The organism is Pseudomonas sp. CAN1, assembly GCF_030462585.1.
GTDB lineage: Bacteria > Pseudomonadota > Gammaproteobacteria > Pseudomonadales > Pseudomonadaceae > Pseudomonas.
Genome location: NZ_JASMRU010000010.1, coordinates 63,309 through 80,564 on the forward strand (window position 1 = coordinate 63,309; position 17,256 = coordinate 80,564).

Below are 17,256 nucleotides of genomic sequence, written 5' to 3' on the forward strand. Positions count from 1 at the left end.
AGCCGGCGAGGCCGGCGGCTCAATGGGGGCGGTTGGAGGCTTCGGCGGCCTGGAGGAAATCGGCGCCGACGTTGTCGCGGAATTTCTGCCACACCGGCTGCATCGCCTCGCGCCAGTCGGCGCGCTGCTGCGCGGTGAGCGGATGGATCTCGCTGCTGCCGCTGTCGAGGATGCGCTGGCGGGCGTCGCGGTTCAGCCGCTCGGCTTCGGCGTTCACCTGCACGGTGACCTCGGCCATGATCTTTTCCAGCTCGCCGCGCAGGTCCGGCGGCAGGCCGTTCCAGAACTTGGCGTTGGTGATCACCATGTAGTCCACCAGGCCGTGGTTGGACTCGGTGAAGTACTTCTGCACCTCGTTGACCTTCTGGCTCTCGTAGTTCGACCAGGTGTTCTCGGTGCCATTCACCACGCCGGTCTGCAGGCCCTGGTAGACCTCGGCGAAGGACATCTTGCGGGAGATCGCGCGCAGGGTTCGGAACTGCTCGTTGAGCACGTCGGAAGCCTGCACGCGGAATTTCAGCCCGCGCGCATCGCCCGGCTCCAGCAGCAGGCGGTTGGCCGACAGCTGCTTCATCCCGTTGTGCCAGTAGGCGAGGCCGAGGATGCCCTTGCCCTGCATGCTGGTCAGCAGGCTCTGGCCCTGCGGGCTGCGCTGGAAGTTGTCGACGGCATCGATGTCGTCGAAGAGGAACGGCAGGTCGAAGATCTGCACCTTGCGGGTGTACTGCTCGAACTTGGCCAGGGACGGCGCGAGCATCTGCACGTCACCCAGCAGCAGCGCTTCCATCTCCTTGCCGTCGCCGAACAGCGAGGAGTTCGGGTAGACCTCCACGCGCACCCGGCCGGGCAGGCGCTGTTCGGCCAGGCGCTTGAACATCAGCGCGCCCTGCCCCTTGGGCGTGTTCTCCGCGACCACGTGGGCGAACTTGATCACTATCGGTTCATTGGCAGGCCGCGGCTGACTGGCAGCCTGCGGTTCATCGGCAGCCTGAATGGCAGTAGCGCAGGCCAACGCCAGGACGGCGAGCAACGCCCGCCCCATCTTTCCAAACATCGCGTCACCCTCAATTTGTTCTTGTGCTTGCGAGGTGAGCCTGGCGGCAGGCTCGCTGGGAGACTGACGCAAATGCTGGCGTTCGGAGAATTCGTCTTTTCCCAAAGCAGCGTTCGCCACAGCGGAACGCCAGAGAGCAAAAGGCGCGCCCGGCAAAGGCCGGGCGCAGGGTGATTCAAAGGCTCTAGGCTGCGGGATGGCGCCTCAACCGGGCGCTTGCGTGCGGTGCTGCAGCATCATCCGCTCGTGCTCTTCGAACATGCCGGGCACGCAGTCGCGGAGGAACTCGACCCAGGTGCGAATCTTCGCATCGAGGTACTGGCGCGACGGGTACAGCGCATAGACGTTGAGGTGGAACAGGCTGTAGTCGGGCAGCACGCGGACCAGGCTGCCGTCCTTCAGGCCCTGCACGGCGGAGTACACCGGCAGCGCGCCGATACCCATGCCGGCGCGCACCGCCTCGGTCATGGCGTCGGCGGTGTTGACCTGGAAGTGGGTCTGGTTGATGCCGACCATTTCCTGGCCGTCGGGGCCGTCGAACAGCCACTTGTCCAGCGACATCACCGAGTTCACCAGGCGCAGGCAACGGTGCTCGGTCAGCTCGCCGAGCTGCCTGGGCATGCCGTGCCGCGCCACGTACTCGGGCGAGGCGCAGAGCACGCTGTAGGTCTTGCCGATGCGCTTGGAGACGAAGCCCGAATCCGGCAGCTCCTGGGCGATGACCACGGAAATGTCGTAACCCTCGTCGAGGATGTCGGTGATGCGGTTGGCCAGGGTCAGGTCGAAGGTGACCTCCGGGTAGATTTCGCAGTACTGCGAGATCGCGCGGATCAGGTAGTGCTGGCCGATGCCGGTCATGGCATGCACCTTCACCTTGCCGTGGGGCCGGGCGTGGGCGTCGCCGGCCTCGGCCTCGGCTTCCTCGATGTAGCCGAGGATCTGCTGGCAGCGCTGCAGGTAGCGCTGGCCGGCTTCGGTGAGGGCGATACGGCGGGTGGTGCGGTGCAGCAGGCGGGTACGCAGGTGCGCTTCGAGCTTGGCCACCGTCCGCGAGACGTAGGCGGTAGTGAGGTCCATGCGCTGGGCGGCGGCGGTGAAGCTGCCGGTCTCGGCGACACAGACGAAAGCACGCATGTTGTGCAGCAGGTCCATCATTTCTCCAGAAGAGCCTGTCCACGCCACGGCGGGCGGCTTCTGCAACGGCACCCTGACGGGCAATGCCTTGTTACAGATTCATGACAGGCGGCGAATTGTCGCATACCTGTCGCGACGGGATTATTGTCCTTTCAGGCAACAATAATTCATCCAACCGTCAGCTTATCCTCACCCCCGGCGCACTTCTAGAATCGCCCTCCCCAACGCGGCCCGCCGCGACACCCCAGGATTCGCACCCGTGCTCCGCCCTTCGTGCAACGTGCTGCCACCCCTTCGCTCGGCCCCAGAACGACAGGGTTATCCAGACCCGACCGCCGCCTGCCAAGAAAAGCCCGACTACCGCCTGCCGAGATAAGCCCGATGAGCAGTCTGTCCGTGCGCCTGCCCAAGGCCGCCGCGGTGCGCTTCGCCCTGTCCGACTGGGCGCACACCGACGGCGTCACCTGGATGTTCATCCTCAAGACGCTGATCACCGCCTTCACGGCCCTGTGGCTGGCGTATCGCCTGGAGCTGCCGCAGCCCAACACGGTGCTGGTCAGCGCCTTCATCGTGCTGCAGCCGCAGAGCGGCCAGGTGCTGGCGAAGAGTTTCTACCGCATCCTCGGCACGCTGGCCGGGCTGACGGTGATGGTCACCTTCATCGCCCTGTTCGCCCAGGAGCGCGTGCTGTTCCTGCTCTGCGTGGCGATCTGGGTCGGCCTGTGCACTGCCGGCGCTGCGCGCTACCGGGATTTTCGCGCCTATGCCTGCCTGCTCGCCGGCTACACCGCGGTGATGATCGGCATCCCGGCCACGCTGCACCCCGAGGGCGCCTTCATGCAGGCGCTGTGGCGGGTGATCGAGATCACCCTGGGGATTCTCTGCACCGGCGTGGTCAGCGCCGTGGTGCTGCCGCAAACCAGCACGGCTGCCCTGCGCAACGCGCTGAATACCCGCTTCGGTGACTTCGCCGGTCTGGCCAGCGCCGGCCTCAACGGCACGCTGGAGCGCGAGCGCTTCGAGCAGTCCAGCGCGCGCCTTGCCGCCGAAGTGGTCGGCCTGGAAAGCCTGCGCAACGTCACCGCTTTCGAAGACCCGCATATGCGCCTGCGAAGCGGCCGCCTGGCGCGCCTGAACAGTGAGTTCATGCAGTTGACCACGCGCTTCCACGCCCTGCAGCGCCTGCTCGATCGCCTGCGCGAGCGCCAGGCCAGCAATGTACTGGAAGTGCTGATGCCGTGCCTGATCGACGTCAGTGAACTGCTCGCCAGCTGGCACGGCCGGCCGCTGAGCGAAGCGGACGCCGAGCGCCTGAGCGTGCAGCTGGAGCTGTGCAAGCACCACCTGATGCCGCGCATCCGCGAGGCCCGCGCCAGCCTCGGCCACACCTGCCCGCGGGAAGCCGACCAGCTGGATTTCGAGACCGCCGCCGAGCTGCTCTATCGCTTCGTCGACGACATGCACAACTACGCCCAGACCCACGCCTCGCTGGCCGCGCACAAGCACGAGCGCGAGCAGTGGAAGGAGCGTTTCACGCCCAAGGCCAACGCCCTTGCTGCGGCCGTCGCGGGCTTCCGTTGCGCGCTGCTGGTGCTGGTCGGCGGGGTGTTCTGGATCGCCACCTCGTGGCTCAGCGGCGCCACCTTCGCGCTGACCTCGGTGCTGATCGCCGCGCTCTCCTCCGCCTCACCGAATCCCAAGCGCCTGTCGTTGCAACTGACCCTGGGCACGCTGCTCGGCGCCACCCTCGGTTTCATCCTGACGTTCCGCGTGCTGCCGCACATCGACGGTTTTCCGCTGCTGTGCTTCGTACTCTCGCCGGTGTTCGCCTTCGGCGCCTTCCTGATCACCCGGCCGCAGTGGAGCGGCTACGGTGTCGGCCTGCTGGTGTGGTTCTGCATCGCCTCGCTGCCGGCCAACGTGGCGCGCTACGACGCGTACACCTTCATCAACGAATACCTGGCGATGCTGCTGTCGATGGGCATGGCCGTGGTCGCGGCCATCGTCATCCTGCCGCCGAACCGACCGTGGCTGTGGGAGCGCCTGGAAGCCGAGCTGCGCCTGCGCGTGGTGCGGGTGATCAGCGATCCGCTGAAGGGCCTGTCGTCGAACTTCGAGAGTGGCACCCGCGACCTGCTGAACCAGGCCTATGGGTTATCCACAGGCCGCCCGGATGTGCAGCGCCGGCTGCTGCGCTGGACCTTCCAGGTACAGGAGATCGGCCTGTCGATCATCGAGCTGCGCCGCGAGCAGGAGGCCCTGCCGAAGGAGCCCTGGTACGCCGAGCGCATGCCCTGGCGCCGGGCGATCCGTGCGCTGGGCCGGGCGCTGATCCGCCTGTTCATCCATCCCAGCGAGAGCAACCGCCAGCGCGCCCTGGCGGCGGTGGAGCACGCTATCCACGCCACCCGCACCACGGATGATCGCCGCCCGCCGCACTTCGACTCCTCGCCCCTGCGCCGGGTGTGCAGCTACCTGCACTTCATCCGCACTTCGCTGCTCGATCCGCAGTCGCCGCTGCTCGATTGAGGCCGGCGGGTTCACGAGCAAGATCGCTGCAGGAGTGCCGAACCGCTCTTCGTAGGAGCGAGCTTGCTCGCGAACCGCACGGCACAGCGCCACCACATTTCGTAGGAGCGGACTCTGTCCGCGATGACCTCCGGCGCGCTGCGAACCTATCGCGGACGGAGTCCGCTCCTACGCATCCTGCAACCCCTCCGCGAATCCGCCAACCTGCGACAGCCCGCCGCAAAACCACCCCTGAAACCCGCGCCACGCCTGGATTGTTGCCTCTGAGTACGAAGTCTTGTTGGCGTCTGGATATATGACTCAGGTCAGCTAAATCCTATTATTTCCGTGCTGTTACAGCGCGCGCCGCAACACCAACCAAGACCCGTCAATCATTCCCCAACGCTTCCCGATGCAGCCATCCGCTGAACGTCACGGACCCGTCACGTCCGGACACCGGGAACAAGGCAGGTAAATTCATGAAAGCTGTAGTCATCCTGGCCATGCTGGGCTTCTCTTCGCTCGCCCTCGCCGAGCAGGTGAACGCCGCCGACCAGGCGCCGAGCGCGGCCGTGGAGCAGTACACCTACGACATGAAACTGGACGTCGCCCACGTGGTTTCGACCACCGACGTTTCCAACGAATGCGGCATCGTGCCGGCACGCATGACCTACGACGACTCCAACGGTCAGCGCCACACCGTCGAATACCAGGTGTGGGGCAACGGCTGCTCCGGCGGCTAAGCGACTTGCGCCTTCCCGCCGGAGCCCACGCAGCCCGGCGGGAAAGCCAACCCTCTTCTTTACGGCTGCAGAGCCGCCTTCGCGATATTGCGACTGTGCGCGCCGAAGTGCCGGATCAATTGCAGAATCTGCTCATCCAGCGCCTCATCGTGACGGAACGGTTCCGGTGAGTTCCCCGCGCTGAAATCCCCCGCCGGCGCCTTCTCGTTTTCCAGCCAATGGCCGATCGCCGCGTCGAACGCCGCCGCATGGGCATGGGATTCGCTCGCCACCACCTCGCGCAGGTACTCCGTCGAATACGGTGGATAACTGCCATCCGCACTCACATCGGCATAGGCCGCCAGCAACGGCGACGGCCCACCCTGGCGCAGCGTCTCGCGCATCCAGTCCAGCTGATAACGCTCCACGCCCGTATGCCGGTCAGCCACGCGCTGGATCGCCGCCTGCTTGTCGGCGTCGTAGCCGGCCATGGACTTGCCCGCCGTCCACAGCATGCTGGTGGTGGTCTCGCCCGGCAGCGGTGTCGAGTGGTAGGGCTGGGTCAGGTCCTGGATGTAGTGCATCGCCCAGCCGAGGAAGCGGTAGCCCCAGTACGGATGACCCTTGGCGAAGGCAAAGCGCGCCAGGCCGTAGAACTGGTAGGCACGCCATTCCGGCCAGTTGCGCTCCAGGTACGGCGCGCCGGTGTAGATGATCGCGTCCTCGTGGTAGAAGCCCATGTGGAACGGCGCCTGGGAGCTGAACTCGTAGCGCGGGTCACCGAACGGCTGCGGGCCGAAGCCGTAGCGCTGGCCGACTTCGCCGGGGTTGTCGCTGAACAGGTTGATGTCGTGGCCGAAGTCCGGCTCGTCGGCGGCGCTGGCCAGCACATCCAGCGCGGGAATCTTCTCCCCGGCCTGCAACTGCACGAAGCGCCACTGGTTCCAGCCGGACAGGTTGCGGAACACCAGCACGTCCGAAGGCTGCAGGGCTGCATGCTTCTGCAACAAATCACTTGGCAGCTCGGTTCCGGGCGGCGGCTGCACCACGGAGGCCAGCTTGATCTCCGGGTTCAGCCGCAGCGCCATGAGGAAGGCCTTGCGCAGGTCGTCGCGGCCGTCCTCGGTCAGGCGCAGGTCGTCCGGGCGCGGCGGGTACTGGCGAAAGTGCTCGCGGGCGTAAGCCTCCTGCTCATCCAGCAACTGCACCAGGCCGGCACGCTGCTGGGTGAGGAAGCTTTCCAGAGGCTCCACCTCGACCTCCGGCGCCTGGACGAGCGCCGGCAGCTGCTGCAGGGCCACGTAGCTGCCCAGGGTGTGATTGGACCAGGCCCAGAGGCTCTGCGGCAGCGCCAGCAGGCCCGCCAGCAGGCAGGTGGGCAGGCAGATGGAAAGTCGCTTCATCGGCTCTTCGCTCTTGTTCGGCAGTGCAAATCGGAAAATTCCGACGCAGCCTAGCAATCCACAACCGCCCCGACACTGTCGAAGCCTGCCAGCGCGTGTCACCGATAACGCCATCGCTGACCATCATCAATGGCGCGAACCGCCCCAGCCACTACACTTGCCCGGCATGGAAAGGCACCGGTTGCGCGCGCGTGCCGACCACTCGAAATAAGGGCGTCCCCATGCTGCAGTCCGTTTCACCCAAGCAAGACCTCCCGCTCAAGCCCGATCCAGCCGAATCCCGCAGCGGCGTCCTCGCCCCCTTCAGCATCGCCGCGTTCCGCATCATCTGGATCTGCAACCTGTTCGCCAACCTGGGCACCTGGGCGCAATCGGTGGCCGCCGCCTGGGTGGTCACCGAAGCCCACGCCAGCCCGCTGATGGTGGCAATGATCCAGGTTGCCTCGGCGCTGCCGCTGGTGCTGCTGTCGATCATGTCCGGCGTGCTGGCCGACAACCACGACCGGCGCAAGATCATGCTGGTGGGGCTGACCGTGGAGCTGTCCGGTGCCGCGCTGGTGACAGTGCTGGCATTCATGGGTTACCTCGACCCGCTGATGCTGATCGTGTCGATCCTCTGGCTGTCGCTGGGCAGCTCGATCACCATCCCCGCCTGGCAAGCCGCGGTGAACGAGCAGGTGCCGCCGCGCATGCTCGGCGATGCGGTGCTGCTCAACAGCGTCAACTACAACGTCGCCCGCGCCGTCGGCCCGGCCATCGGCGGCCTGCTGCTGTCGGCCACCGGCGCGTCCTGGGTGTTCCTGTTCAACTGCATCTGCTACGCAGCGCTGATCTGGGCGATCTGGCAATGGCGCCGCGATGTGCCCAAGCGCACCCTGCCGCCGGAGCACATCTTCGAAGGGGTGATCGCCGCACTGCGTTTCACCCAGTACTCCAGCGTCACCCGCCTGGTGATGCTGCGCTCGGCGGTGTTCGGCCTCTCCGCCAGCGCCATCTGGGCGCTGCTGCCGCTGCTGGCGCACCGCAACCCGGACGGCAGCGCCTCGGTCTACGGCTACATGCTCGGCGCCCTCGGCCTGGGCGCCATCATCGCCAGTACCGTGGTGAGCAAGGCGCGGCAATTACTGGGCAGCAGCCGGCTGATCAGCTTCGCCGCCGCCACGCTCGCCGTGGTCATGCTTATCCTCGGCTGGGTCGACAATCTCTGGGTGATCTTCCCCGCGTTGGTGCTGGGCGGCGCCTGCTGGATCGCCGCGGTGGCCACCTACAACTCCGCCGTGCAGATACTCGTGCCCGACTGGGTCAAGGCCCGTGCCCTGGCGCTGTACCAGACCGCGATCTACGGTGGCCTCGCCGCAGGCTCCTTCCTCTGGGGCCACTTCGCCGAAACCATGGGCGTGCAGGGCGCGCTGATCGCCGCCGGCTGCCTGCTGCTGGTCTCGGTGGCGCTGCTGTACAACTCGCGCCTGCCGGAGCTGAACTCCGCCAGCATCGCCCGTGCGCCGGGCGGTGTACCGGGCCAGCCGACCTTCGTGTTCAACCCCGAGCGCGGCTCGGTTCTGGTCTCCATCGAGTACCGGATTCCCGCCGAGCGCACCCGCGACTTCGTCCGAGCGGCCAAGCCGCTGCGTCGACTGCGCCTGCGCAATGGCGCGGAACGCTGGGCGCTGTACCGCGACGTGAGCAACCCGGAAATCTGGCAGGAGCTGTTCCTGGTGGACAACTGGATCGGCCACCTGCGCATGCTCGACCGCCTCACGCTGGAGGACAAGACCATCATCGACAACGTCACCAGCCTGCACGTGGGCGACGCGCCGCCGGTGATCCGCCACGGGGTGAGCTACGAATCCGGCAGCTACGAGGCACCGCCGGAAACGCTGGGCTAAAAGGCGCAGAAACGAAAACGCCTCCCGGTCAGGGGAGGCGTTTCCGGTGACGCGAAAGACTTATTCTGCCGCCGGCTTCTTGCGCTTGAGCGGCGCCAGGCCGTCCTGGCTCACGACCTTCGAAGGGCCGGACTTCGGCCTGGCAGCAGGCTTCTTCTTCGCCGCCTTGCCACCGGCCTTCTTCGCATCGTCCTTTTTCTTCTTGGTGCCGGCCGCCTTGCCGGAAGCCTTGACCTTCTTCGGCCCCTTGTAGGTGGCCTTCAGCTCATTGATGACTCGCAGTTCGAAGCGCAGCTTGAGGTAGCGCTCGATGCTCGACATCAGGTTCCAGTCACCGTGGCCGACCAGGGAAATCGCCGCGCCCGCGGCGCCAGCGCGACCGGTGCGGCCGATACGGTGTACGTACTCGTCACCGCGACGCGGGATGTCGAAGTTGATCACCAGGTCCAGGCCGTCGACGTCCAGACCACGGGCGGCCACGTCGGTAGCGACGAGAATCTTCACCGCGCCCTGCTTCAGGCGCTCGATGGCCAGCTTGCGGTCCTTCTGGTCCTTCTCGCCGTGCAGCACGAAGACCTTGTGGCCGGCGGCGATCAGGCGGCCGGTCAGGCGGTCGGCGGCAACGCGGGTGTTGGTGAAGACGATGGCCTTCTCATAGGTCTCGTTGGTCAGCAGCCACTGCAGCAGCTGTTCCTTGTGGCCAACGTGGTCGGTCAGGATCACTTGCTGGCTGACGTCCTCGTTCAGCTCGCTGACGCGGTTGAGCTGCAGGACCTCGGGCTCGCGCAGGACCTTCTCTACCATCTCGTGCAGGCCGCTGCCGCTGGTGGCGGAGAACAGCAGGGTCTGGCGTTCGCTCGGGCACTGCGCAGCGAGCTTGAGCACGTCCTCGGAGAAGCCCATGTCGAGCATGCGGTCGGCTTCGTCGAGGATCAGCACTTCCACGTCGCCCAGCGGCAGGTTGCCAGCGTTGAACTGCTCGTTCAGGCGGCCCGGGGTGCCGATGATGATTTCCGGGTTCTTGCGCAGGCGCGCGCCCTGCACCTTGAAGTCTTCACCGCCGGTGATCAGGCAGGCTTTGATGTAGGTGAACTGCGCAAAGCGCTCCACTTCCTTGAGGGTCTGCTGGGCCAGCTCGCGGGTCGGCAGCAGGATCAGCGCGCGGGCGCCGCTCTTGGGCTTCTCCTCGGTGAGCAGGCGATGCAGCAGCGGCAGCAGGAAGGCCGCAGTCTTGCCACTGCCGGTCTGCGCCGTCACCCGCAGGTCGCGTCCCTCCAGGGCCTTCGGAATGGCCGCGGCCTGGACCGGGGTCGGCTCGGAGAAGGACAACGAATCGAGCGCCTTGAGCAGGCGTTCGTGGAGGGCGAATTGGGAGAACAAGGCAGACCTCGATATCACGTAAAGACCAAATAGCTGCATAGCTTAATGTTTGCCGAGCCGGCGCGCTGGAAATATTGCCGGTCGCGCCGACGCAGGGTGCGCCAGCGTCAAGAATCGGACAAACGCGCGGGCAGCCCCCAGCGGGCGATGCCATGCTCTGATGGCACTGACAAAAAGGGGGAAATACCGGTGCCAGCGACTCTCATCTATTACGTGGCCGCCAGCCTCGATGGCTACATCGCCCGCCCCGACGGCAGCATGGATTGGCTGCAGGGCTACGGCAGCGACACCGACGATCACGGCTACAGCGCCTTCTATGCCAGCATCGATGGCCTGCTGATGGGCCGCGCCACCTACCTGTACTGCCTGGACCAGGGCGAATGGCCCTACCCGGACAAACCGGCGCTGGTGATGACCCGCTCCAACCACCTGCCCAAGGCCGCGCCCCAGGTGGAGCTGGAGCACTACGCCCCAGTGGACGCCCTCGCCTCGCTGCAAGCGCGCGGCTGCGAGCGCATCTGGCTGGTGGGCGGCGGCAGCCTGGCGGGCAATTTCCTCGCCGGAGGCTTGCTCGACGAGGTGATCGTCAGCATCATTCCCCGCCTGCTCGGAGCCGGCATTCCGCTGTTCAGCATCGGCCTCGAACAACGCCTGCAGCTGCTGGAGCAGCGCAGTTTCCCTAGCGGCATCGTGCAGATGCGCTACCAGGTCCTGAAGGAAACGCCCGCGCCATGAACCAAACCACCATTCGTATCGCCGCCGCCTGCCTGCTGGATGACGCCGGGCACCTGCTGCTGGTACGCAAGCGTGGTACCCAGGCCTTCATGCTGCCGGGCGGCAAGCACGAGCCGGGCGAGACTTCGGTCGAGGCCCTGCTACGCGAACTGGGCGAGGAACTCGACCTGCACCTGCCGACCTCCGCCCTGACCCTGCTCGGCCAGTTCCAGGCCAACGCCGCCAACGAGCCGGACATGCGTGTCGATGCGCAGGTCTTCATCGCCGCCCTGCCCCATGCCGTCCAGCCCGCCGCCGAGCTGGAGGAGCTGACCTGGCTCGACACTTCCGCCGATTACCCGGCAAACCTCGCACCACTGCTGCGCGAGCAGGTGCTTCCCGCTCTGCTTGCCCATCTGGGCTGATTCGTTCGACTCAATGACCTGCATTTCGTCGGGTTTTTCCTTAAGAAGCCTTAAGCGACTGGCTTTTGGCTAGTAACCCRCTGGCTTTCCGTCGCGGCTCTGAAAGCCCCGTTTTATAGGGATTCCGGCTATAAGGTCAGGCCGTGACTGATGCGTCTGAACACATGTCACGCTCCGCCCTACAAGTCACAGGCCAGTTGTCAGAATCGACAGACGGTACGAACTGTCATGAAAAGTCGTTCAGAATGCGTGGAATTTTTGAGCGGACCAAAGGAAACCACGCCGACAAAAACGGCGATCCAGCGGAGTCTGGGCGACATCAACCAGCAAGAAGACATGCCGAATGCGAAGTACCCTTTTGACATGCCTTTCCATAGGCTTGGCGACCCTCTTGGCCGCCACCGAGGCAACCGCCTCTTCCAAGATCACGCGCACTTACCAGCCCGCCCCCGTTGACCTCCGTGTCCCGGTCCAGGGCAGCGCCCTTTTGACTTTCAACGCCAAGCCGGTCAAACCGACCAAGAGCGAGGCGCACCAGGTTACCCAGCGTGCCTACAGCATGATCGGCACGCCCTATCGCTGGGGTGGCACCACGCCCAAGCGCGGCTTCGATTGCAGCGGCCTGGTGAACTACGTGTTCCAGAACGTCGACGAAGTCGACCTGCCGCGTACCGCGCAGCAGATGTTCAGCATGCGCGGCAACTCGAAAGTCGCCCGCGGCGACCTGCAGCCCGGCGATCTGGTGTTCTTCCGCATCCACAATCGCCGCAATGTCGACCACGTCGGCATCTACGTCGGCGACAACCAGTTCGTCCACGCGCCGCGTCGCGGCCAGAAGGTCCGCGTCTCCGACCTCAGTGGCGACTACTGGAAGAAGCACTACACCGCCGCCCGCCGCATCCTGCCGGAAACCCTGGCCAAGGCCGATACCGGTGGCCGCTTCGACTGATATCTAGCCGGCGCTCTGCCCTTGCGGGAGAGCGCCTGTTTCCGTCTTTGAAAGCTGGCCCTACAAGCCGCGACGCGCCTGTCGGCGCAGCAGTCGCGCACTATCCCAACCGGTCAACAGCACGGCGATCCAGATCGGCCCGTAGGTCCAGATCTGTGCCGGGTTGAACGCCTCGCCCAGGAACAGTACGGCGATAGCGAACAGCAGCACCGGCTCGACGTAGCTCAGAATCCCGAACAGCCCCATGGGCAGCAGCCGGCTGGCCGCCATCATGGCCGCGAAGGCCAGCGCGCTGATCAGGCCCAGGAGCGGCAACAGCGCCCACAGGCGCGGCACCTCCTCCAGCACCTTGCCGCTGTCGGTTATCCACAGCGCCGCCAGGGCGAACGGCAGCAGCACCAGCATCTCGAAGACGAAGCCGGACAGCGAATCCACCGCCATCTTGCGCCGCAGCATGAAGTACGGCGGATAGCCCAGCGCGGTGATCAGGGTGAACCAGGAGAACGCGCGGGTCAGCCACAGCTCGTGCAGCACGCCAGCCAGCGCAAAGGCCACGGCGATGCCCTGCAGCGTGGTCAGGCGCTCGCCATAGAACACCCGGCCGCACAGCACCATGGTCAGCGGCAGCAGGAAATAGCCCAGCGACAGCTCCAGCGTGCGCCCGACCATCGGCGCCCAGATGAACACGCCCCACTGCACCAGCATCATCGCTGCCGTCAGCGGGAAGCACGCCAGCAACCACGGCTCGCGCAGCAGGCGCCGGCCGGCATCGCGCAGCACCCCACCCTGGCGGGTGAACAGCACCAGCAGCAGGACCATGGGAATCGACCAGACCACCCGGTGGGCGATCACCTGGATGCTGGTCAGCGGCTCCAGCGAATGGATGTAACCCGGCAGGGTCACGAACAGCGCGGAAGAAGCCAGGGACAGCGCAACGCCACGTCCAGAGATATTCATGCGTAGCGCTCCTTCTGACGGCGCAGGCCGAAACGGTTGACGCCCAGCGAGGCGACGATCACCGCACCACCCAGCGCCAGGCGCGGCAGGTCCGCGGCCTCGTTCCAGATCAGCAGGTTGATCAGCAGGCCGACCGGCACATGCAGATTGTTCATCACCGCCAGGGTGCCGGCATCCACCATCGTGCCGCCCTTGTTCCACCAGAACTGCCCCAGCGCGGTGGCCAGCAGGCCCATCCACACCAGAACGCCCCATTGCAGCTCGGTGGTCGGCAGCTTCTGCGGATTGCCGAACAGCAGCCAGCCCGGCAGCGCGATCAGCAGCGCGCCTACGAAGAAGTAGCCGAAGCGGCGGTACTGCGGGATATCGGACGGGTAACGCTGCACCAGATGCTTGTAGAACACCTGCCCCGCCGCGAAAGTGGCGTTGGCCACTTGCAGCAGCAGGAAGCCCTGGATGTAGTCGCCGCTGACGCCGTCGTAGCGGATGATCCCGGCGCCCAGCACCGCTACGGCAGCCGCCAGCAGCGCCCAGGCGTTGAAGCGACGGTTCAGCGCGTCATCGATCAGCGCCACATGCAGCGGCGTCAGTACGGTGAACAGCAGCACTTCCGGCACCGTCAGCACACGGAAGCTCTGGTAGAGGCAGACGTAGGTAATGCCGAACTGCAACGCGCCAGCCAGCATCACGCCGGCAATGAAGCGTGGTTCGACGCCGCGCCAGCGGGTCAGCGGCAGGAATACCAGGCCGGCCAGCACCACACGAGTCAGCACTGCGAAATAGCTGTCGACCTGCCCGGCGAGGTATTCGCCGATCAGGCTGAAGGAGAACGCCCAGAGGACGGTGACAAAAAGCAGATAAGGCATGGAAAAGGCGACCGGAACGGGGCAGGCAACATAGCGTCAGTCTCAGCGTAGAGAAAGCACTGCGCGCCCGCGCCCTGCGAAAGGCAGAAACGAAAAAGGGCGACCGAAGTCGCCCTTTTCCTTGGATGGTGAATCAGGGATTAGCCCTGGTTCTCCATCTGAGCACGGATCAGATCACCGATGGTGGTCGGACCAGTGTTTTCTACGTCTTGCTTGGTGCGCAGTTCTTTCATCGCATCTTTCTCGTCATCAACGTCTTTCGACTTGATGGAGAGGGAGATGACGCGGCTCTTACGGTCGATGCTGATGATCTTGGCTTCGACTTCTTCGCCTTCTTTCAGAACGTTGCGAGCGTCTTCAACGCGGTCACGGCTGATTTCGGAGGCTTTCAGGATGCCTTCGATTTCGCCGCCCAGGCTGATGACAGCGCCTTTGGCGTCAACTTCCTTCACGGTACCGCGAACGATGGTGCCTTTCTCGTTGATCGAGGCGTAGTTGGAGAACGGATCGTCTTCCAGCTGCTTGATGCCCAGCGAGATGCGCTCACGCTCCGGATCAACGGAGAGGATGACGGTTTCCAGCTCGTCGCCCTTCTTGAAGCGGCGAACGGCTTCTTCGCCAACTTCGTTCCAGGAGATGTCGGACAGGTGAACCAGACCGTCGATGCCGCCTTCCAGGCCGATGAAGATACCGAAATCGGTGATCGACTTGATGGTGCCGGAGATCTTGTCGCCCTTGTTGAAGCGGCCAGAGAAGTCTTCCCACGGGTTCGACTTGCACTGCTTGATGCCCAGGGAGATACGACGACGCTCTTCGTCGATGTCCAGAACCTGAACTTCCACTTCGTCGCCAACCTGAACGACTTTCGACGGGTGGATGTTCTTGTTGGTCCAGTCCATTTCGGAGACGTGTACCAGGCCTTCCACGCCCTCTTCCAGCTCGGCGAAGCAGCCGTAGTCGGTGAGGTTGGTGACGCGCGCGGTAACGCGGGTGCCTTCCGGGTAACGGGCTTTGATGGCAACCCATGGGTCTTCGCCCAGTTGCTTCAGGCCCAGGGATACGCGGTTGCGCTCGCGGTCGAACTTCAGAACCTTGACATCGATCTCGTCGCCAACGTTGACGATTTCCGACGGATGCTTGATACGCTTCCAGGCCATGTCGGTGATGTGCAGCAGACCATCGACGCCGCCCAGGTCAACGAACGCACCGTAGTCGGTGAGGTTCTTGACGATACCTTTGACCTGCTGGCCTTCCTGCAGCGATTCCAGCAGAGCTTCGCGCTCGGCGCTGTTTTCGGCTTCCAGGACGCTGCGACGGGAAACGACAACGTTGTTGCGCTTCTGGTCCAGCTTGATGACCTTGAACTCGAGCTCTTTGCCTTCCAGGTGAGTGGTGTCACGCACCGGACGCACGTCGACCAGCGAACCCGGCAGGAACGCGCGGATGCCGTTGACGTCGACGGTGAAGCCACCCTTGACCTTGCCGTTGATGACGCCTTTGACCACTTCGTCGGCAGAGAAAGCAGCTTCCAGAACGATCCAGCTCTCGGCACGCTTGGCTTTTTCGCGGGACAGCTTGGTTTCACCAAAGCCATCTTCTACCGCGTCCAGCGCAACGTGGACTTCGTCACCCACATTGATGGTCAGCTCGCCCTGTTCGTTGTAGAACTGCTCGACCGGGATGACGCCCTCGGATTTCAGACCGGCATGGACGGTGACCCAGTCACCATCGATGTCGACCACGATGCCGGTGATGATCGCACCCGGCTGCATGTCGAGGGATTTAAGACTTTCTTCAAAGAGTTCTGCGAAGCTTTCGCTCATGTCTATACCTGTAGTCAAAGGCTTGTAAGCCCGATTCCGCGCCACCAGCAGACACGGTCAAGTGATGAAAAAGAAGCCAGCAGGATCAAGACTGGTATCCCGCCGGCCCCCTGTTGCATCCGCGAAATACGGATGCTCCACATTCAGATTTTGGGGGAACGTTTCGCTCAATGTGGGCGAAACCCTCCCGATACAAGGTCTGGAATGGTAGCAATGGATGCCGCCCGCGTCAATCCACGGGCCGGGCCGCCAAAGCGTTTCGCGTGAATGCGAACTCCAGCCTGGGTTGGATATTTTCGCTCAGAGTTGGGTGATGGGTGGCACCGCCTGTCCGGCAACGCTGGATCGCCGGACAGACGCACCCCAGGAAGCGTCAGCCCCGCCCCTCCAGCTCCATCAACCGCGCCGCGTCGGCGAAGCGCAGCCACAAGCGTCCCTGCCAATCTAGCAGCGCAATCTGTTGGCCCTGCACATGACGGAACTGATGGCGCGGCAGCAGCCCATTATCCCGCTGCGCCGTGCGCAGTGCCGGCACCACCTCATTGCTCAGCCATTGCCGGAGGCTACGGTTCTCCGGGTGATAGAAGTACAGCAACAGCAGCGCATACACCCCGCTCTCGCTGACCAGCCAAAGCTCCTCTTCCTCGCCCGCCAGCTGCTCCCGCCGCGTCTGGTCCGGGTCCAGCTTGGCCGTCACGCGGGCGCCCAGATGGCTGGCCGTCAACTTGGCCAGGTCTCGCAGGACGAACCACGCCTGCTGATCGATCAGCACGCCGCGCAGGCGTCGCTGGTAACGCACGAAATACTGGGGAATCAGGCCATCGTCGGCCGGGAAGGACATCGAAGTGATCATGCAGTAGCTCCTTGCTCATCGAGAGGAAGCCGCCGCCCGGAACATCCGAGAAGGGAGGCGGACCGTGCAAGGGTGGAAAACCGGCTACCGAGAACAACCGCAAGAACCGGCCGGACCTGAGTCCGCCTCGCACGGCCCGCCATAGATAGCCAGAGACGACCGGCCCCAAGGGCCGGTCGATTACTGCTACAGCGTTTCTCGGTAAATTCAGGTTTCCACACCTGACCACGGCTGTTCCGTGGCGGAGAAAACGCTAAGCAGCAGGCTTGTAGGACCGCAATGCCATCGCTGAGTCAGGCAGTTCCTGAATGAACACCCCGCGCCTGACGGAGTGATCCGCGCCTGGGAAGCATGCTCAGGAAAGGATGGCGAGGGTGACAGGTCGAAGGATTCGCGTATGTCAGGCAAATCGCCAGGAGCTATAGGAGGGCGGATAACGCTGCGCGTTATTTGCCCTACACAGACGCCACATCGTGGAATCAGTCGTCGGGCAAAAGTTACACGCGCCCGTGCACAGCTCCGGCGCACTTCTCGGCATTCGCCACTGATAGCAATACCAGCGGAAAGAAACTTCGAGAATTC

At 64.5% G+C, this 17,256-nt stretch carries 14 protein-coding genes; 6 read left to right on the top strand and 8 right to left on the bottom strand.

All coding sequences use genetic code 11. From position 1 onward, the window contains the following. Window positions 1-19: 19 nt before the first annotated feature. Together QO207_RS15685 and QO207_RS15690 are read right to left on the bottom strand one after the other, a co-directional pair. Window positions 20-1,054, bottom strand: a complete 1,035-nt coding sequence (locus QO207_RS15685; protein ID WP_301533289.1) for a TRAP transporter substrate-binding protein — start codon at window positions 1,052-1,054, stop codon at window positions 20-22. A 204-nt stretch (window positions 1,055-1,258) separates the two neighbouring features. Beyond that, complete coding sequence (locus QO207_RS15690; protein ID WP_301533290.1) at window positions 1,259-2,206, bottom strand: LysR family transcriptional regulator; 948 nt, start codon at window positions 2,204-2,206, stop codon at window positions 1,259-1,261. Window positions 2,207-2,569: 363 nt separating this feature from the next. Here QO207_RS15690 and QO207_RS15695 point away from each other — a divergent pair, with 363 nt between their 5' ends. Continuing rightward, the gene (locus tag QO207_RS15695) at window positions 2,570-4,717 is read left to right on the top strand and encodes an FUSC family protein (protein ID WP_301533291.1); all 2,148 of its coding nucleotides are present in this window, start codon (window positions 2,570-2,572) and stop codon (window positions 4,715-4,717) included. A 458-nt stretch (window positions 4,718-5,175) separates the two neighbouring features. Further along, entirely contained in the window at window positions 5,176-5,439 is a 264-nt protein-coding gene (locus QO207_RS15700; protein WP_184589476.1) for a DUF2790 domain-containing protein, read from the top strand. Window positions 5,440-5,498: 59 nt separating this feature from the next. Here the strand turns inward: QO207_RS15700 and QO207_RS15705 are convergent, their stop codons facing one another. After that, window positions 5,499-6,821 carry a phospholipase gene (locus QO207_RS15705; RefSeq protein WP_301533292.1) on the bottom strand — a complete coding sequence of 441 codons (1,323 nt, stop codon included), beginning with the start codon at window positions 6,819-6,821 and terminating at the stop codon, window positions 5,499-5,501. Window positions 6,822-7,042: 221 nt separating this feature from the next. Here QO207_RS15705 and QO207_RS15710 point away from each other — a divergent pair, with 221 nt between their 5' ends. Beyond that, window positions 7,043-8,707, top strand: a complete 1,665-nt coding sequence (locus QO207_RS15710; RefSeq protein ID WP_301533293.1) for an MFS transporter — start codon at window positions 7,043-7,045, stop codon at window positions 8,705-8,707. Between the two features lie 60 nt (window positions 8,708-8,767). On the opposite strand, the gene QO207_RS15715 is transcribed toward QO207_RS15710, so the two are convergent. Beyond that, a complete protein-coding gene (locus tag QO207_RS15715; protein ID WP_301533375.1) occupies window positions 8,768-10,102 on the bottom strand; it encodes a DEAD/DEAH box helicase in 1,335 nt (444 codons plus the stop codon). 174 nt (window positions 10,103-10,276) lie between these two features. Here QO207_RS15715 and QO207_RS15720 point away from each other — a divergent pair, with 174 nt between their 5' ends. From QO207_RS15720 to QO207_RS15730, 3 genes are all read left to right on the top strand, one after another. Then, window positions 10,277-10,822 (top strand): dihydrofolate reductase family protein, encoded by a 546-nt coding sequence (locus QO207_RS15720; protein ID WP_301533294.1) that lies wholly within the window; start codon window positions 10,277-10,279, stop codon window positions 10,820-10,822. Next, on the top strand, window positions 10,819-11,226 hold the full coding sequence (locus QO207_RS15725) for an NUDIX domain-containing protein (protein ID WP_301533295.1): 408 nt from the start codon (window positions 10,819-10,821) through the stop codon (window positions 11,224-11,226). The genes QO207_RS15720 and QO207_RS15725 overlap by 4 nt, the downstream gene beginning before the upstream one ends. 343 nt (window positions 11,227-11,569) lie before the next feature. Next, window positions 11,570-12,175 carry a C40 family peptidase gene (locus QO207_RS15730; protein WP_301533296.1) on the top strand — a complete coding sequence of 202 codons (606 nt, stop codon included), beginning with the start codon at window positions 11,570-11,572 and terminating at the stop codon, window positions 12,173-12,175. 60 nt (window positions 12,176-12,235) lie between these two features. On the opposite strand, the gene rarD is transcribed toward QO207_RS15730, so the two are convergent. The 4 genes from rarD to QO207_RS15750 form a co-directional block, all read right to left on the bottom strand. Next, complete coding sequence (rarD, locus tag QO207_RS15735; RefSeq protein ID WP_301533297.1) at window positions 12,236-13,132, bottom strand: EamA family transporter RarD; 897 nt, start codon at window positions 13,130-13,132, stop codon at window positions 12,236-12,238. Continuing rightward, entirely contained in the window at window positions 13,129-13,998 is an 870-nt protein-coding gene (locus tag QO207_RS15740; protein ID WP_301533298.1) for a carboxylate/amino acid/amine transporter, read from the bottom strand. The genes rarD and QO207_RS15740 overlap by 4 nt, the downstream gene beginning before the upstream one ends. A gap of 140 nt (window positions 13,999-14,138) precedes the next feature. Next, the gene (rpsA, locus tag QO207_RS15745) at window positions 14,139-15,821 is read right to left on the bottom strand and encodes a 30S ribosomal protein S1 (protein WP_301533299.1); all 1,683 of its coding nucleotides are present in this window, start codon (window positions 15,819-15,821) and stop codon (window positions 14,139-14,141) included. 373 nt (window positions 15,822-16,194) lie between these two features. Further along, window positions 16,195-16,674, bottom strand: coding sequence for a BRO family protein (locus QO207_RS15750; protein WP_301533300.1), 480 nt, complete (start codon window positions 16,672-16,674; stop codon window positions 16,195-16,197). Window positions 16,675-17,256 lie beyond the last annotated feature (582 nt).

What these genes read in the sequence shown, in the direction of transcription:
- QO207_RS15740 (WP_301533298.1), bottom strand. Translation starts at nt 13,998, where the DNA reads ATGCCTTATCTGCTTTTTGTCACCGTCCTCTGGGCGTTCTCCTTCAGC.
- rarD (WP_301533297.1), bottom strand. Translation starts at nt 13,132, where the DNA reads ATGAATATCTCTGGACGTGGCGTTGCGCTGTCCCTGGCTTCTTCCGCG.
- QO207_RS15685 (WP_301533289.1), bottom strand. Translation starts at nt 1,054, where the DNA reads ATGTTTGGAAAGATGGGGCGGGCGTTGCTCGCCGTCCTGGCGTTGGCC.
- QO207_RS15750 (WP_301533300.1), bottom strand. Translation starts at nt 16,674, where the DNA reads ATGATCACTTCGATGTCCTTCCCGGCCGACGATGGCCTGATTCCCCAG.
- QO207_RS15710 (WP_301533293.1), top strand. Translation starts at nt 7,043, where the DNA reads ATGCTGCAGTCCGTTTCACCCAAGCAAGACCTCCCGCTCAAGCCCGAT.
- QO207_RS15725 (WP_301533295.1), top strand. Translation starts at nt 10,819, where the DNA reads ATGAACCAAACCACCATTCGTATCGCCGCCGCCTGCCTGCTGGATGAC.
- QO207_RS15730 (WP_301533296.1), top strand. Translation starts at nt 11,570, where the DNA reads ATGCGAAGTACCCTTTTGACATGCCTTTCCATAGGCTTGGCGACCCTC.
- rpsA (WP_301533299.1), bottom strand. Translation starts at nt 15,821, where the DNA reads ATGAGCGAAAGCTTCGCAGAACTCTTTGAAGAAAGTCTTAAATCCCTC.
- QO207_RS15700 (WP_184589476.1), top strand. Translation starts at nt 5,176, where the DNA reads ATGAAAGCTGTAGTCATCCTGGCCATGCTGGGCTTCTCTTCGCTCGCC.
- QO207_RS15695 (WP_301533291.1), top strand. Translation starts at nt 2,570, where the DNA reads ATGAGCAGTCTGTCCGTGCGCCTGCCCAAGGCCGCCGCGGTGCGCTTC.
- QO207_RS15705 (WP_301533292.1), bottom strand. Translation starts at nt 6,821, where the DNA reads ATGAAGCGACTTTCCATCTGCCTGCCCACCTGCCTGCTGGCGGGCCTG.
- QO207_RS15690 (WP_301533290.1), bottom strand. Translation starts at nt 2,206, where the DNA reads ATGGACCTGCTGCACAACATGCGTGCTTTCGTCTGTGTCGCCGAGACC.